Raw genomic sequence first — 15,578 nt, forward strand, 5'->3', positions numbered from 1 at the left:
TTGGCGCAGGCGTTGGAATGGCGGTCAGGATAACGGCCATTCCCAGTGGTCGACGAACGAAGATTTCATGCCACATCCCGGCTAAAATCGGACGCCGGGATGACGATTTGTTGCAGTCCCGAAAATTTCCGGCCGAGCGCCGCCGAATGGCGGTGGTCTCAAGCCGCCCCGTTCGGCCTGGCGCAACGACAGCTCAGAGCGTCGCGCCGATTTTCCAGGGGACGAATTCGTGGTCCCCGTAGCCGAACTCTTCCGAGCGGCTCTTCTTGCCCGACGCAACGTCGAGGATCGTCTCATAGATCGACCGCCCGAGGGTTTCGAGGTCGATCTCGCCGGAGAGCACCCGGCCGCAATCGATATCCATATCCTCGGGCATCGAATTGAACAGCGCCGTGGTCGAGGCCAGCTTGATGCTCGGCGTCGGCTTGGCCCCGAAGCAGGAGCCGCGGCCCGTGGTGAAGGCGATGATGTTGCCGCCGCTCGCCACCTGACCGGTCGCAGACACCGGATCGTATCCGGGACTGTCCATGAAGACGAAGCCGTTGCGGTCGATCGGCTCGGCATAGGCATAGGCGCCGGCAACCGGCGCGCGTCCGCCCTTGGCAACGGCACCGAGAGATTTTTCGAGAATTGTCGTCAACCCCCCGCGCTTGTTGCCGGGCGACGGATTGTTGTCGAGCTCGGCGCCGTTCTTGCCGGTGTAGTCGCGCCACCACTCGATCATCTTGGTAATCTTCTCGCCGGCTTCTGCGTCGGATCGCGCGATCAGGAGATGCTCGGCGCCAAAGATTTCGGGGGTTTCGGACAAGATCGAGGTGCCGCCGGCGGCGACCAGCAGGTCGGACGCAACGCCAAGCGCCGGATTGGCAGAGATTCCAGAGAACGCGTCTGACCCGCCACACTGCATGGCGAGCGTCAACTTCGACACCGGCTGCTCGCTGCGCCGGTCCTGATTGGCCGCCGCCGCGATCGGTTCGAGAATTTCCAGCGCCCGGCGCACGGCGGAGGCCGAGCCGCCGACGTCCTGAATATTGAAAGTCGCAAAGCGCTCCTTGGTCCAGTCGCTCGACCGGTAGAGGGTGAGCTGGTTGACCTCGCAGCCGAGCCCGACGATCAAAATGCCGCCGAAATTTGGATGATCGCGATAGCCTTTGAGGGTGCGCACCAGCGTCTCGAAGCCCTCCCCGGCGCCGGCCATGCCGCAGCCCTGATCGTGGACGATCGCGGCAAAACCATCAATGCCCGGAAACCGTGGCAAAAGCCGCTTTTCGGCCTCGGCGGCGATGGCATGGCAGACGGTGGTCGAGCAATTCACCGAGGCGAGAATGCCGATGTAATTGCGGGTTCCAACGCGTCCGTTCGGACGCAGAAACCCTTGGAAGGTCCGGCGCGCGGGAAGGTCGCGTTGCGACGCGCCGCCCGGTCCCGCCGCATTGCGCAGATCCGCCATGCCGCAATTGTGGCTGTGGACATGTTCGCCAGCGGCGATCGGCTGGGTCGCGCGCCCGATCACCTGGCCGTATTTGACGATCGGATCGCCTTCGGTGCGTGCCACGAGCGACAGTTTATGACCCATCGGGATCGGGTTGGTCAGCGTCAACCCCTCGACGGTCTCGCCGATCGCCAGCGGACGCAGGGCAACCACAACGTTGTCGCTCGCGTCAAGCTTCAAAACGTTCGACGCCACGCCAGAAGTCATTGCCGGGTCTTCCATCACTGTCAGCCTCCCATCAGCGGACTTGCCGCTGGCCTTGATCTCGGGCCCGCCGGGACCGTCCAAAATCGCTCGTTCGGCCTCTCCCCCTTGATCCGCCGCCTGCGACGCAGGGCTCCCACCGGGACATCAGCCGTTTCAACGAGCGATCAAACTTGATGGCGCACGAAATCTAAGCGACTTCGACGATCGCCTTGATGATCATCGAGCGATCGCGACGCCACTCTTCCAAGCCCGCCACGATATCATCGAATCGGGCGCGGTGGGTGGCAAGAGCGTCGGTGTCGACGTCGCCGCGCCGGATCGCGGCGGCCACCGTTTCGAAGTCTTCGCGGGTGGCGTTGCGGCTGGCAAGCAGGCTCATCTCGCGCTTGTGGAATTCGCTATCGGAAAAGCGGATCGCGTCTTTGACGACGCCGACGAAAACCAATTGCCCGCCATGGGCGACCAGCCCAAAGGACGCCTCCATCGCAGCGGCATGGCCGGTCGCATCGAAGACGCAGTCGAATCCGTCCGGCTGACCGCTTGCGGCCAGAACGTCGACGTCCTTCCCGGCCAAGGCCGCACGCTCGAAACCAAATCGGGCCGCCAAAACCGCGATCCGGTCGGCGTTGGTATCGACCAGCGTCACCGTTGCGCCGGCGATCCGGGCAAACAGCGCCGCGCCGATGCCGATCGGGCCAAGCCCAACCACCGCGACCTCGGCGCCGGCCGAAAGCCGCGCCCGGCGCACCGCATGGGCACCAATCGCCAAAAATTCGACCATCGCCGCTTGATCAACGCTCAGCCCTTCCGCTGGGTAAAGATTGCCGGCCGGCACCGCGATCCGCTCCGTCAGCCCGCCATCGCGATGGACACCCAGCACTTCAATGCTCTGGCAGCAATTCGGCATATCTTTGCGGCAGGCCCGGCATTTGCCGCAGGACACATAAGGATTGACGATCACCAGATCGCCGGCCCGATACCCGGGACCGTCGGAATACGCGCGGCCGCTCAGTTCGTGACCGATAAGCCGTGGATATTGCAGAAAAGGGTGCTTGCCATCGATGATGTGATAGTCGGTTCCACAGATTCCGACCCGCGCGACGTCGACCAGAACCCAGCCATCCGGCGCAACTTCAGGTCGCACCCGGTCGACCAAGGCGATCCGGCCCGGTGCCTCGACTGCCAAGGCTTTCATGCTTGCCTCCCCTGGTGTCGTGGCCGGCTGTGCCCATCGCCGAACAACACTGCCCACACAGTTCGTTCGGACCGGACGTTTCATTCGCCTCCGCGCGGCCGCGACTCTTCGCAGGCGAACTTATCGCAGTTCACGCATGACAGCCAGAGCATCGAGCCCTGGCCGACTTTTCGATACGCAACATCATCGCCGCAGCCGCAGCACCAGATCGGGCAAACGGTAACACGTGATCGGACGTGAAAGATGAACGAGATGCTGAGCGGCTCATGCACGTCGAAGCGACGCGCGAACGCGCGATGTTCTTCCGCCCTCATGCACGATCGACCGGCATCGTCATCAGCAAGCCGAGAGCCGCATCAGGGCAATGAAATCGCTCGGAGCAATCCATCGCAAACCAGAACTCGCGACGTAAGGCACATGGGCAAGCCCGTGACGCCAACGTTCACAGGACATCTGTTCAGCGCCACACCGGTCGGCGCGGCCGCGCGGGTCCGGCGATGCGATGGGCAGACTCTTACTCCGCGCGGTCCTGCCCATCTCATCATTCGACGGGCAAGACCGAGCGAGCGGAAAAGCTTACTTGTTGACGGCGTCCTTGAGACCCTTGCCCGGAGCGAACTTCGGGACGTTCCGAGCCGGGATGTCCACCTCAGCGCCCGTCGACGGGTTGCGGCCCTTGGAAGCGGCACGGTGCGACACCGAGAAGGTTCCGAAACCAACAAGGCGCACGTCGTCGCCCTTGGCCATGGAAGCTTCGATAGCGTCGAAAACGGCATCGACGGCCGCGCCGGCCTGCTGCTTGGAGAGCTCCGCCTGTTCGGCGACGGCGGAGACGAGGTCATTCTTATTCATTGGCAATCCTCCTGGGGAGCATCATCGCTCATGTGATTCCATATTGAGAACCAGCGTTTACTCTCGCGGATCGCCTGAATTTCGGCAATGTCCACAAGGCTCGAATCGAGCTAACAGCACGAAAATGCCGCCCCGCAGGGCGGCATTTCATGACATAGTTTCGCAACTGCGGTCAGTGCGCAACAGCCGTCGCGCCCTCATCGGTCGGTTCGGGCCCCTTCAGCGGCTCTTCCGTCTCCGACCATTCGACCGGCTTCAACGGCTCGATCAGGGCATGCTGGAGCACTTCGCCCATCCGCGAAACCGGGACGATCTCAAGCCGGTTCTTCACATTGTCCGGGATATCGGCCAGATCCTTGGCGTTCTCCTCGGGAATCAGAACCTTCTTGATGCCGCCGCGCAGTGCCGCGAGTAGTTTCTCCTTCAATCCGCCGATCGGCAAGACCCGGCCGCGCAGGGTGATCTCGCCGGTCATGGCGATATCGCGGCGCACCGGAATGCCGGTCATCACCGAGACAATCGCGGTCGCCATCGCGGTGCCGGCCGACGGCCCGTCCTTCGGGGTCGCCCCCTCCGGAACGTGGACGTGGATGTCGCGCTTTTCGAACAGCGGCGGCTTGATGCCGTAGTCGAGAGCACGCGAGCGCACATAGGATGCCGCTGCGGAGATCGACTCCTTCATGACGTCCTTCAGATTGCCCGTCACCGTCATCTTGCCCTTGCCGGGCATCATGACGCCTTCGATCGTCAACAACTCGCCGCCGACCTCGGTCCAGGCCAGGCCGGTCACCACACCGACCTGATCGTCGAGCTCGGCCTCGCCGAAGCGGAAGCGCGGCACGCCGAGGAAGTCGGAAATGTTGTCCGCCTTGACCTCCACCGTCTCGGTCTCGCCCTTGAGGATCTTGGTGACCGCCTTGCGGGCAAGCGTCATCAGCTCGCGCTCGAAATTGCGCACGCCCGCCTCGCGGGTGTAGCGCCGGGCGATTTCGCGCAACGCGTCCTCGGAAACCGAGAACTCGCCATCCTTCAGAGCATGATCGCGAACGGCCTTCGGCAACAGGTGCCGCCGGGCGATCTCGACCTTCTCATCCTCGGTGTAGCCGGCGATGCGGATGATCTCCATCCGGTCCATCAGCGGCGCCGGGATGTTGAGCGTATTCGCCGTGGTCACGAACATCGTCGCCGACAGATCGTATTCGACCTCAAGATAATGGTCCATGAAGGTGGCGTTCTGCTCGGGATCGAGCACTTCGAGCAAGGCCGAGGACGGATCGCCGCGAAAATCCATCCCCATCTTGTCGATCTCGTCCAGAAGGAACAGCGGGTTCGCCTTCTTCGCCTTCTTCATCGACTGCACGACCTTGCCTGGCATCGAGCCGATATAGGTCCGCCGATGACCGCGGATCTCCGCCTCGTCACGGACACCGCCGAGCGCCATACGGACATACTCGCGCCCGGTCGCCCGCGCGATCGACTTGGCCAGCGAGGTCTTGCCGACGCCCGGAGGGCCGACAAGGCACAGGATCGGCCCCTTCAGCTTGTTCTGCCGGCTCTGCACGGCGAGATATTCGACGATCCGTTCCTTGACCTTGTCGAGGCCGTAATGGTCGGCGTCGAGAATCTCCTCAGCCTTCTTCAGGTCGATCTTGACCTTCGACTTGACGCCCCAGGGCAGGCCGAGCAACCAGTCGAGATAGTTGCGCACGACCGTCGCCTCGGCGGACATCGGCGACATCTGCTTCAGCTTCTTCAGCTCAGCATTCGCCTTCTCCCGCGCCTCCTTGGAGAGCTTGGTCTTCTTGATCCGCTCCTCGAGCTCGGCCATCTCGTCGCGGCCGTCTTCGCCGTCGCCGAGTTCCTTCTGGATCGCCTTCATCTGCTCGTTGAGATAGTATTCGCGCTGGGTCTTCTCCATCTGGCGCTTCACGCGCGAGCGGATGCGCTTCTCGACCTGCAGGACCGAGATCTCCGCCTCCATGAAGCCGAGCGCGCGCTCCAGCCGCTCCCGTACCGAGTAGAGCGAGAGCATCTCCTGCTTCTCGGGAATCTTGATCGCCAGATGCGAGGCCACCGTGTCGGCGAGCTTCGAATAGTCCTCGATCTGGCCGGCCGCACCAACGATTTCGGGCGAGATCTTCTTGTTGAGCTTCACATAGTTTTCAAATTCCGAAACCACGGAGCGCGCCAACGCCTCGAGCTCGACGGGATCATCCTCGCTGTCACCGACGACGTCGGCCTCGGCTTCGTGCCATTCCGTACGGGAGCTGAACGACTGGATAATCGCCCGCGAGATGCCTTCGACCAGCACCTTCACGGTACCGTCCGGAAGCTTCAAAAGCTGCAGAACATTCGCAATGGTGCCGACCGGGTAGATGCCATCCGGCGCCGGGTCTTCGTCGCTGGCATTCTTCTGGGTGGCAAGCAGGATCTGCTTGTCCGCGCCCATCACCTCTTCGAGCGCCTTAATCGACTTCTCACGGCCGACAAAAAGCGGCACGATCATATGCGGAAACACAACAATGTCTCGGAGCGGCAGCACTGGGAACAATGCCGTCTCTCCCGCCTCCGGACGTTCTGGCGTATTGGACATGAATTTTCCTTTCTACGGCGACGACCGCATGCAGCCCTCAAGGGCAAGCCTTAACTTGAAGACCTTGCGCAAAAGGCCATTCGCCAATGCCAATTTGGCGTCCTAGTCCTTGTTTTTCAAGCAGCAGACAGATTGTTCGCAATGCAGCAACAGACCGGCGCAAGCATGGAAAAGCCCGCTCCGAAATCGGAACGGGCTCGCACAAATCTCAGTCGAGTGGGACGCTGACGTTCGTCACGCCGAGACGTTCTCCTTCTCGTCGCTCCGGTCCGCGTAGATGTAAAGCGGCCGTGCGCTGCCGTCGATCACCTCTTCCGAAATCACGACTTCCTGCACGCCTTCCAATGTCGGCAGATCGAACATGGTGTCGAGCAACATCGCTTCCATGATCGAGCGCAGGCCACGTGCGCCGGTCTTGCGCTCGATCGCCTTGCGGGCGATGGCCTTCAATGCGTCCTCGTGGAAGGTCAGCTCGACATTTTCCATCTCGAACAGGCGCGCATACTGCTTGACGAGCGCATTTTTCGGCTGTTCGAGGATCTGAACCAGAGCGACCTCGTCGAGATCCTCCAGCGTCGCCAGAACCGGCAAGCGGCCGACGAATTCCGGGATCAGGCCAAACTTCAACAGATCTTCCGGCTCGACCTGACGGAACAGCTCGCCCGAGCGCCGGTCTTCCGGCGACTCGACATTGGCGGCGAAGCCGATCGACGTCTTGCGGCCGCGATCAGAGATGATCTTGTCGAGGCCGGCAAAGGCGCCACCGCAGATGAACAGGATGTTCGCGGTGTCGACCTGCAGGAATTCCTGCTGCGGATGCTTGCGGCCACCCTGGGGCGGAACCGACGCAACCGTTCCTTCCATGATCTTCAGCAGCGCCTGCTGGACACCCTCGCCCGACACGTCGCGGGTGATCGAGGGGTTGTCCGACTTGCGGCTGATCTTGTCGATCTCGTCGATATAAACGATGCCGCGCTGCGCGCGCTCGACATTATAGTCGGCCGACTGGAGCAGCTTCAGGATGATGTTCTCGACATCCTCGCCGACGTAGCCCGCCTCGGTCAGCGTCGTCGCGTCGGCCATGGTGAACGGCACGTCGAGGATGCGGGCGAGCGTCTGCGCGAGCAGCGTCTTGCCGCAACCGGTCGGGCCGATCAGCAGGATGTTCGACTTCGCCAGCTCGACATCGTTGTTCTTCTGCGCGTGAGCCAGACGCTTGTAATGATTGTGGACCGCGACCGACAAGACCTTCTTCGCGTAGGACTGGCCGATCACATAGTCATCCAGAACCGCGATAATCTCCTGAGGTGTGGGCACGCCTTCACGCGACTTCACCATGGAGGATTTGTTTTCCTCCCGGATGATGTCCATGCAAAGCTCGACACACTCGTCGCAGATGAAGACCGTAGGCCCGGCGATCAGCTTGCGGACTTCGTGCTGGCTCTTTCCGCAGAAAGAGCAATAGAGCGTGTTTTTGGAATCGCCGCCGCTCGTTTTGCTCATTCGTCTTTCCTTCCGATCGGGTGCAATGCGCCCGTTAGCGTCTCTTCCGCGAAACCGCACCTTTCCAAAGATAGTCTTCAGACCGTCTCTGCAAAGGCGCAAGCCCCTCCCCGGACATCACATAGCAATCCACATCTTAAGGCATAACGCCAATTGCTTATGTGGCCCTTAACGGGACGCGTCCCATTATCGACGCTCAACTGTGGCCGACAAGTGACGAAGCCGTGCAAATCGCGCTATTGCGACAATTCCTTCTCCAGCGCCTCGCGTGAAGAGTAAACTTTGTCAATCAGGCCGAAGGCCTGCGCTTCGCCTGCCGTCATGAAGTGGTCACGATCGAGCGTGCGTTCAACAGTCTCGTAGTCTTGCCCCGTATGCTCGACATAGACCTCATTGAGGCGCCGCTTCAGCTTGATGATGTCCTGGGCGTGACGCTCGATGTCTGACGCCTGACCCTGGAAGCCACCGGACGGCTGATGGACCATGATGCGCGCATTGGGCGTGGCAAAGCGCATGTCCTTGTGGCCGGCGCACAGAAGCAGCGAGCCCATCGACGCCGCCTGACCGATGCACAGCGTCGAAACCGCCGGCTTGATGAACTGCATGGTGTCGTAGATCGCCATGCCGGAGGTGACGACACCACCGGGAGAATTGATGTAAAGCGCGATTTCCTTCTTCGGGTTTTCGGCCTCGAGGAAAAGGAGCTGGGCGCAGACCAGCGTCGCCATCGAATCTTCGATCGGACCGGTGATGAAGATCACCCGCTCTTTCAGAAGACGCGAGAAAATGTCGTAGGCGCGTTCGCCGCGATTGGTCTGCTCGACCACCATCGGGACGAGGTTCATCGCGGTTTCCATCGGGTGTTTCATGATCGTGTCTCAAACATCGCGAATATGAATGGCTTTGCCCGTCCGCGACGAATCACGGCCGGCCGGCTTGGAGTCTAGATAGGGCCTTGCATCGGCGATCCGCAACCCGTCCGAAGCCGGGCTGCGCGATCAAGCGATCTTGCGGTAAATTCGTCGGCTGCCGCCGCCCCTTGCGGCCGCCAACCGCCCACCTCGCGCGGCGATCGCTGTCAGCCTGTGCGGCTAACCCCGACCGCCCCCGGCCGTGTCGATATCGACCGCATCTGGCGGGATCGGCTTGCCGCCGCCGTCGCTGGTGCCGTGCTTGGAAAGGTCGCGGTCGTAGCCTTCGTGCCCCTCCTTGGTTTCGGCGGTGTGATCGACGATCTTCGCCGGCTCGGCCGGCTCCTCGCGCATGCGCACCGGCGGCGCCTTGCCGTTTCGATCTTCGCCGAACCACACCGTCATATGCGGGAATGGGATCTCGATGCCGCGCTCGTCCGCCATGCGCTTGATGATTTCGCGATAGGCGCGGCCGACGCCCCATTGGGTGCCGGGCTTGGTCATCACCCGGCCACGCACCACCACCGCCGAGTCGCCGAGTTCGTTGACGCCCCACATATCGAAGCCGGAGATCAGATTCTCGCCGACATTGGTGGTCTTCAACTCCTCGAAGGCGTCGATCATCATCGCCTTCACATCCTCGACATTTTCCCGATAGGCGACGCCGATATCGGCGACATAATAAGCAAAGTCCTTGGAGAAGTTCGCCACCCGATCGACCGCAGAGAACGGGATCAGGTGCCAGGTGCCGTCAACGCTGCGCAGCCCGACCGAGCGCACGGTCAGTTGCTCGACGACGCCCGACACCCCGTTCAGCTCGACGACGTCGCCCTCGTTCATGGCGTTCTGGATCTGGATGAAGGCGCCGGTGATGATGTCCTGAACCAGCTTCTGCGCACCAAAACCAATCGCCAGACCGACGACACCGGCACCGGCGAGCAGCGGCGCGATGTCGATGCCAATCTGCGAGAGAACGAGCATCGTAATCACCACCACGAGGGTGATGGTAAAGGCATTGCGGAACAACGATAGGAGCGTGCGCTCGCGCGCCGTCGGCACCGTCCCGTAGTTCGGATTGAGCCGATATTCGATCCAGGACGACACCCCGAGATAGATCGCACAAGCGATCATGACGATCAGCAGCGCCCCGAGGAAGCCCGACACCACCTGCTGCCCGAACGTCGAGCTGAACCAGCTGCCGACCGTCGAAATGCCCCAGGAATCGAGGATGATGACAAAGACCACGGCGACGACGAGGAGGCTGATCATGGTGAGCAGCTTCGGCACGAAGCCGTTCAGCCGCCGCTCCAGCAGCGGCAAGCGATATTTCAGCTCCTGCGGAATGATCACGCCATGGGCGATCATCCGCGACAGGATCGAGAACAGTAGTCCACCCAGCGCCATCGCGGCGACCGACTTGCCAGCCGCCGTCGCGACGAAGGCAAGACCGTCCTCGGGGCTCTGCAGCCAGACCACAAAGAGCGAGAGGGTCGCGACGATTGCCAAGAGCCACCAGATCTGACCGATAAAGGCGTGGGCCCTCGCCCGGAAGCTGGTGTCGCCATTTTTACGCGCCCGCTTCAGCCGCTCGCGCACCACCCCGCGGTTTTTCAGGATCAGGCCAATCGTCAAGCAGAGCGCGCCGAACGCCACGATGAACTGCGTGGCCTCCGCCGCCGCCTGGGTCGAGGCCCATTGCACGATCGGCGCGATGAAGAGGAAGGTGTAGCCGATGATCGAGATCAGGCGCGAGATCCAGAAATACCAGTAGCTCGCCTGGCGATTGGAGAACGGCGTCAGCCGCAGCTCGGGATAGTTCGGCGCGACGAAGGCGGAGAGCACAACCTTGATCATCTCGATCAGCAGGAAGGCGTTGAGGAACAGCGCCTGGCTGAAGATCGGCCGGGTACCGCTGTAAAGCGTCGCAATCAGGTAGCCGCAGGCCCAGCTCAGCACCACGGCGACCAACTCGACCAAGGCCGAAATGACGAGATAGCTCAGCTTGCGCAGCGGTCCGGCATGCTCGGTACCGTCGGCGAGCTTGCGAAAAATCTTCCGGGAGAAATAGCGCCCGACGAACAACATCGCGAAGACCACAAAGGCCACCAGCGCGACCGGCAGGATCGCCTTGAAGATGTTCGGCAGGTCGATCGATTCGGCGCCCGACAGCATCTGCGTCGACAGATTGATGTAATGCGGGATCTCCGACACGCTTTCGACCACCGCGCCGATCGCCATGCGGCTGTATTCGGCGACCCGGCCGGGCAGCGAGCGCACGATCTGGCCGGGATTCTTGGCCTGTTCCGCCTGTTGCTGCGGCTGCTGAGCGCTCTGCTCCGGCGCCTTATAGGCAGCCGCTTTCAGCGATTCGATCAGCTTCTTGCGGGTGTCGTCGTTTTCGAGAATCTTGATGAGGTCGTCGAGCGATGGCTGCTTGGCGGCCGCGCCACTGTCGGCCTGTTCGGCAGGTTGCGACGAGCCCGTCAGCGTGGACAGGCTCTGCGCCTGCACAACCGACGTCGCCGCCGCGAGAACGACAAACAGGGCGGCGAACAACGCCGCAAGGCAGCGCGATGAAAACAGCGGTCTGACGCAGCGATTCATCTTCAACAAAGGTCTCTTCTGGATCCGGATTGGCAGGATGCGCAGCGGCAGATGCAGTTGAGATCGAGCACGTCACGCTGCGGCGCGCGCGTCAGCCTATCACCGATGGCTTTGACGACAGTGGGGCAGAAAATGCAAAAGGGCCGGCATTGACCGGCCCTTTTGCAATGACAGTTCAATGTCGTCGATCAGCTGGCGGCGAGCGCGCCGTCTTCGGCTTCGTCCTCGGCCATCAGCTCTTCCTTGGTCACCGTCTTATCGGTCACATCGACCTGACCGAGAAGATGATCGACGACCTTCTCCTCGTAAAGCGGCGCCCGGATGCTCTGGATCGCTTCCGGGTTCTCCTGCAACATCTTCAGGATTTCCTGTTCCTGGCCCGGGAAGCGCTGCATCTGCTCGAAGACCGCGCGCTGCAGCTCCTCCTCGGCGACCTGCACGCCGGCCGTCTCGCCGATCTGCGACAGAACGAGCCCGAGACGCACCCGGCGTTCGGCGAGGCGGCGGTAATCCGCCCGAGCCTTTTCCTCGGTCGTCTCCTCATCCTCGAAGGTCTTGCCGTTGTCATTCAGCTCGCGCTGCACCTGGGTCCAGATGTTGTCGAACTCGGCTTCGACCAGCTTCTCGGGGAGCGGAAAGTCGTATTCCTTGTCGAGAGCGTCGAGCAGCTGGCGCTTGACCTTCTGGCGGGTGGCCATGCCGTACTGGCTCTGGATCTGATCGCGAACGATCTCCTGAAGCTTCTCCAGCGACTCCAGACCGAGCTTCTTGGCCATCTCGTCGTCGATCGCCGTCTCGGTCGGAGCCGACACCGCCTTGACGGTAACGTCGAACTTCGCCGCCTTACCGGCAAGATGATCTGCGCCGTAATCCTCTGGGAAGGTCACATCGAGCGTCTTTTCGTCTCCGGCTTTGGCACCGACCAGTTGCTCCTCGAAGCCGGGGATAAAACGGCCGGAACCGATCACCAGATCGGCGCCCTCGGCCGAACCGCCCTCGAAAGCCTCGCCGTCGATCTTGCCGACGAAATCAATGGTCAGCTTGTCGCCGGTTTCGGCAGCCCCGTCCTTTTCCTCGTATACGCGAGCGTTCTCCGCGATCCGCTCAACCTGCTCGGAGACCTCCGCCTCGGAGACCTCAACAATCGGCCGCTCGATCTTGATACCGCTAGTGTCCTTGATCTCGAACTGCGGCAGCGTCTCGTAGGAGACCGTGAACTTGAAGTCGCTCTGACCGTTCAAGACCTTGTCGGCCTCGGCCTCGTCCTCGGTCATGGCGATCTCGGGGCGCATGGCGGCGCGTTCGTTGCGCTCGGCCATCACCGACCCCGGCGTCTCGTTCAAGATCTCGTTGACGATCTCGGCCATCAGCGACTTGCCGTACATCTTGCGCAGATGATTGACAGGCACCTTGCCGGGACGGAAACCCTTCAGCTGCACCTTGTCCTTCGCCTCGAAGAGGCGGGTCTGAAGGCGCGCCTCAAGGTCCGAGGCGGGCACGACAATCTCGATCTCGCGCTTGAGGCCCTCGGCCTTGGTCTCCGTAACCTGCATGCTTTATAACCTTCTCGATCCTGTTTGACTGCACCGGCCCGCTGATTTTGCGGATTTACGACCGAGAACAGTCCTGTTGAATTCGGCAAATGGTGCGGGTGGAGGGACTTGAACCCCCATGCCTCTCGGCGCTTGGACCTAAACCAAGTGCGTCTGCCAATTCCGCCACACCCGCAAGACGCGTCGGCCACACAGGTTGCGAAGCGCGGGCCTCTATATCACCGCGAATCCGACCATGAAAGGGCAAAACCGCCTGTCTTGCGGCCGCATCGGCACCGATTGGTGCCCGGGATGCTCCAACACGCTATCGGCGAACGGCCCCCGCACTGCGCGGGAATAAAGCATTCTTTATGACAAATTAACGACAGATCGCCTCAACGATTGACTCCAAGTCATTGTGATAACTGGGTCATTGCAAAGTTTTGCTGCGATGCACAACTCGCATTGCAGCCATGCATTTCGCCGTCTAGCTCACCTCGTCGGCCGCGCATAGATTGCAATCACAACAGCGGGAAACGGACGTTGATCCGAAGCTCGTTGGCTGAAGTTTGAATGATTAAGGACGTTCGTCATGAACCTGGTTCGTTCGTACAAGACCTGGCGCCGTTACCGTGAGACGTTGAACGAGCTGAGCCGTCTGTCGCGTCGCGAGCTTGCCGATCTCGGCATTTCTCGCTCGGACATCCCGACGGTTGCTCGCCAGACCGTTCTCTAAGTCAAGGCGCTCGACGTCAGAGAATGCCACGGAAGTTTTGAGTTTCGTCGCGGCCATCCTCCTCCCAGGCCAAGACGGAAAACGGTCTGCCAACCTCCTCCCAACCGGCAGACCATCCTTTGAGCCCGCCGGGTCCTCCCCCCGGCGGGCGCATCGGGACCCAAGAGTTTCATAGTTTCGTCGCGGCCATCCTCCTCCCAGGCCAAGACGGAAAACGGTCTGCCAACCTCCTCCCAACCGGCAGACCATCCTTTGAGCCCGCCGGGTCCTCCCCCCGGCGGGCACATCGGGATCCAAGAGTTTCACAGTTTCGCCGAGGCCATCCTCCTCCCAGGCCAAAAGCGGAAAACGGTCTGCCAACCTCCTCCCAACCGGCAGACCATCCTTTGAACCCGCCGGGTCCTCCCCCCGGCGGGTTTTGCGTTTTCAAGGCGCTCGTCTCGCTCGAATTTGACAGCTTTAATGGCCGGAAGCCGGTTTCGTTTTCGCGCGCCGTCGCGTAGATTCCGGCCATGTCAAACAAAACCGTCCATGTCGTCGGCGGCGGCCTTGCTGGGTCGGAAGCCGCCTGGCAGCTTGCCCATGCCGGCATCCCCGTCATCCTTCACGAAATGCGCCCGCTGCGCGGCACCGAGGCCCACAAGACCGACGGTCTCGCGGAGCTGGTCTGCTCGAACTCGTTTCGCTCCGACGATGCGACGGCCAATGCCGTCGGCGTCCTGCACGCCGAGATGCGGCTTGCCGGTTCGCTGATCATGACGATGGCAGACCAACATCAGGTGCCGGCCGGTGGCGCCCTCGCCGTCGATCGCGAAGGGTTTTCGGCGGCCGTCTCGAAAGCGCTCGAGGATCACCCGCTGGTCACCATCGAGCGCGGGGAAGTCGACGGCCTGCCGCCGGAAGACTGGGGCACGACCATCGTCGCCACCGGGCCGCTCACCGCGCCAAAGCTCGCGGAAGCGATCGGCGCGGCCACCGGCCAGGATGCCCTCGCCTTCTTCGACGCCATCGCGCCGATCGTCCATTTCGATTCGATCGACATGGACAAGGCCTGGTTCCAATCGCGGTACGACAAGGTCGGGCCCGGCGGCACCGGCAAGGACTACATCAACTGCCCACTCGACCGCGAAACCTATGAGCGCTTTGTCGCGGCGCTTGTCGAAGGCGACCGGGCGGCGTTCAAAGAGTGGGAGGGCACGCCCTATTTCGACGGCTGTCTGCCGATCGAGGTGATGGCCGAGCGCGGCCCCGAGACCTTGCGGCACGGGCCGATGAAGCCGATGGGCCTGACCAACGCCCATCAGCCCGACATCAAACCCTATGCCGTCGTCCAGCTGCGCCAGGACAATGCGCTCGGCACGCTCTACAACATGGTCGGCTTCCAGACGAAGCTGAAATACGGCGCGCAGGCCGAGATCTTCCGGATGATCCCGGGGCTGGAAAGTGCCGAATTCGCGCGGCTCGGCGGCCTGCATCGCAACACCTATCTGAATTCGCCGGTGCTCCTCGATGCGACGCTCACCCTGAAGGCGCGCCCGCATCTGCGCTTTGCCGGCCAGATCACCGGCTGCGAAGGCTATGTCGAATCGGCCGCGGTCGGCTTGATGGCGGGACGCTTCACAGCCGCGGAACGCCGGGGCCAATCGCTTCCTCCGCCGCCCCAGAGCACGGCGACCGGCGCGCTGATCGCCCATATCACCGGCGGCCATCTCGCCCGGCAGGACGATGGCGGCAAACGCTCGTTCCAGCCGATGAACGTCAATTTCGGCCTGTTTCCGCCGCTCGAGCCGGGCGCAATCCAGAAGCCCGAAGGCCAGAAGCGCTTTCGCGGCAAGGAAAAGGCGCTTGCCAAAAAGAACGCGCTCTCGCGCCGGGCCCTTGCCGACTTCGCCGCCTGGCTCGGCGAAAAGGATCTGCGCCAAGCGGCCGAGTAATCCCCGAAACGGCAGCGAT

Annotated in this window: 10 protein-coding genes and 1 tRNA gene; 2 read left to right on the top strand and 9 right to left on the bottom strand. The window is 62.1% G+C overall.

Going from position 1 to position 15,578, the window contains the following annotated elements; translation table 11 throughout:
* Window positions 1-193 precede the first annotated feature (193 nt).
* The 9 genes from J1C48_RS12575 to J1C48_RS12615 all read right to left on the bottom strand — a co-directional run bounded on the left by J1C48_RS12575 (window position 194) and on the right by J1C48_RS12615 (window position 13,085).
* Window positions 194-1,699, bottom strand: coding sequence for a UxaA family hydrolase (locus J1C48_RS12575; RefSeq protein WP_207258198.1), 1,506 nt, complete (start codon window positions 1,697-1,699; stop codon window positions 194-196).
* Between the two features lie 187 nt (window positions 1,700-1,886).
* Entirely contained in the window at window positions 1,887-2,894 is a 1,008-nt protein-coding gene (locus J1C48_RS12580) for a zinc-binding alcohol dehydrogenase family protein (protein WP_207258199.1), read from the bottom strand.
* A gap of 576 nt (window positions 2,895-3,470) precedes the next feature.
* Window positions 3,471-3,746, bottom strand: coding sequence for an HU family DNA-binding protein (locus J1C48_RS12585; RefSeq protein ID WP_207258200.1), 276 nt, complete (start codon window positions 3,744-3,746; stop codon window positions 3,471-3,473).
* 172 nt (window positions 3,747-3,918) lie between these two features.
* Window positions 3,919-6,339, bottom strand: a complete 2,421-nt coding sequence (lon, locus tag J1C48_RS12590) for an endopeptidase La (RefSeq protein ID WP_207258201.1) — start codon at window positions 6,337-6,339, stop codon at window positions 3,919-3,921.
* Window positions 6,340-6,573: 234 nt separating this feature from the next.
* Window positions 6,574-7,842 carry an ATP-dependent Clp protease ATP-binding subunit ClpX gene (gene clpX, locus J1C48_RS12595; RefSeq protein ID WP_207258202.1) on the bottom strand — a complete coding sequence of 423 codons (1,269 nt, stop codon included), beginning with the start codon at window positions 7,840-7,842 and terminating at the stop codon, window positions 6,574-6,576.
* 236 nt (window positions 7,843-8,078) lie between these two features.
* On the bottom strand, window positions 8,079-8,711 hold the full coding sequence (locus J1C48_RS12600) for an ATP-dependent Clp protease proteolytic subunit (RefSeq protein WP_207258203.1): 633 nt from the start codon (window positions 8,709-8,711) through the stop codon (window positions 8,079-8,081).
* 222 nt (window positions 8,712-8,933) lie between these two features.
* Entirely contained in the window at window positions 8,934-11,357 is a 2,424-nt protein-coding gene (locus tag J1C48_RS12605) for a mechanosensitive ion channel domain-containing protein (RefSeq protein ID WP_207258248.1), read from the bottom strand.
* A gap of 188 nt (window positions 11,358-11,545) precedes the next feature.
* A complete protein-coding gene (gene tig / locus J1C48_RS12610) occupies window positions 11,546-12,910 on the bottom strand; it encodes a trigger factor (protein ID WP_207258204.1) in 1,365 nt (454 codons plus the stop codon).
* A gap of 90 nt (window positions 12,911-13,000) precedes the next feature.
* Window positions 13,001-13,085 (bottom strand) — tRNA-Leu (locus J1C48_RS12615).
* Between the two features lie 396 nt (window positions 13,086-13,481).
* Here J1C48_RS12615 and J1C48_RS12620 point away from each other — a divergent pair.
* Window positions 13,482-13,625, top strand: a complete 144-nt coding sequence (locus J1C48_RS12620) for a DUF1127 domain-containing protein (protein ID WP_207258205.1) — start codon at window positions 13,482-13,484, stop codon at window positions 13,623-13,625.
* A 512-nt stretch (window positions 13,626-14,137) separates the two neighbouring features.
* Complete coding sequence (gene trmFO, locus J1C48_RS12625) at window positions 14,138-15,559, top strand: methylenetetrahydrofolate--tRNA-(uracil(54)-C(5))-methyltransferase (FADH(2)-oxidizing) TrmFO (RefSeq protein ID WP_207258206.1); 1,422 nt, start codon at window positions 14,138-14,140, stop codon at window positions 15,557-15,559.
* Window positions 15,560-15,578 lie beyond the last annotated feature (19 nt).

The sequence above is a fragment of the Jiella flava genome, assembly GCF_017349315.1.
In the GTDB taxonomy this organism is placed as follows: Bacteria; Pseudomonadota; Alphaproteobacteria; order Rhizobiales; family Rhizobiaceae; genus Jiella; species Jiella flava.

What these genes read in the sequence shown, in the direction of transcription:
- clpX (WP_207258202.1), bottom strand. Translation starts at nt 7,842, where the DNA reads ATGAGCAAAACGAGCGGCGGCGATTCCAAAAACACGCTCTATTGCTCT.
- J1C48_RS12620 (WP_207258205.1), top strand. Translation starts at nt 13,482, where the DNA reads ATGAACCTGGTTCGTTCGTACAAGACCTGGCGCCGTTACCGTGAGACG.
- J1C48_RS12600 (WP_207258203.1), bottom strand. Translation starts at nt 8,711, where the DNA reads ATGAAACACCCGATGGAAACCGCGATGAACCTCGTCCCGATGGTGGTC.
- J1C48_RS12605 (WP_207258248.1), bottom strand. Translation starts at nt 11,357, where the DNA reads ATGAATCGCTGCGTCAGACCGCTGTTTTCATCGCGCTGCCTTGCGGCG.
- tig (WP_207258204.1), bottom strand. Translation starts at nt 12,910, where the DNA reads ATGCAGGTTACGGAGACCAAGGCCGAGGGCCTCAAGCGCGAGATCGAG.
- J1C48_RS12575 (WP_207258198.1), bottom strand. Translation starts at nt 1,699, where the DNA reads ATGACTTCTGGCGTGGCGTCGAACGTTTTGAAGCTTGACGCGAGCGAC.
- J1C48_RS12580 (WP_207258199.1), bottom strand. Translation starts at nt 2,894, where the DNA reads ATGAAAGCCTTGGCAGTCGAGGCACCGGGCCGGATCGCCTTGGTCGAC.
- trmFO (WP_207258206.1), top strand. Translation starts at nt 14,138, where the DNA reads ATGTCAAACAAAACCGTCCATGTCGTCGGCGGCGGCCTTGCTGGGTCG.
- J1C48_RS12585 (WP_207258200.1), bottom strand. Translation starts at nt 3,746, where the DNA reads ATGAATAAGAATGACCTCGTCTCCGCCGTCGCCGAACAGGCGGAGCTC.
- lon (WP_207258201.1), bottom strand. Translation starts at nt 6,339, where the DNA reads ATGTCCAATACGCCAGAACGTCCGGAGGCGGGAGAGACGGCATTGTTC.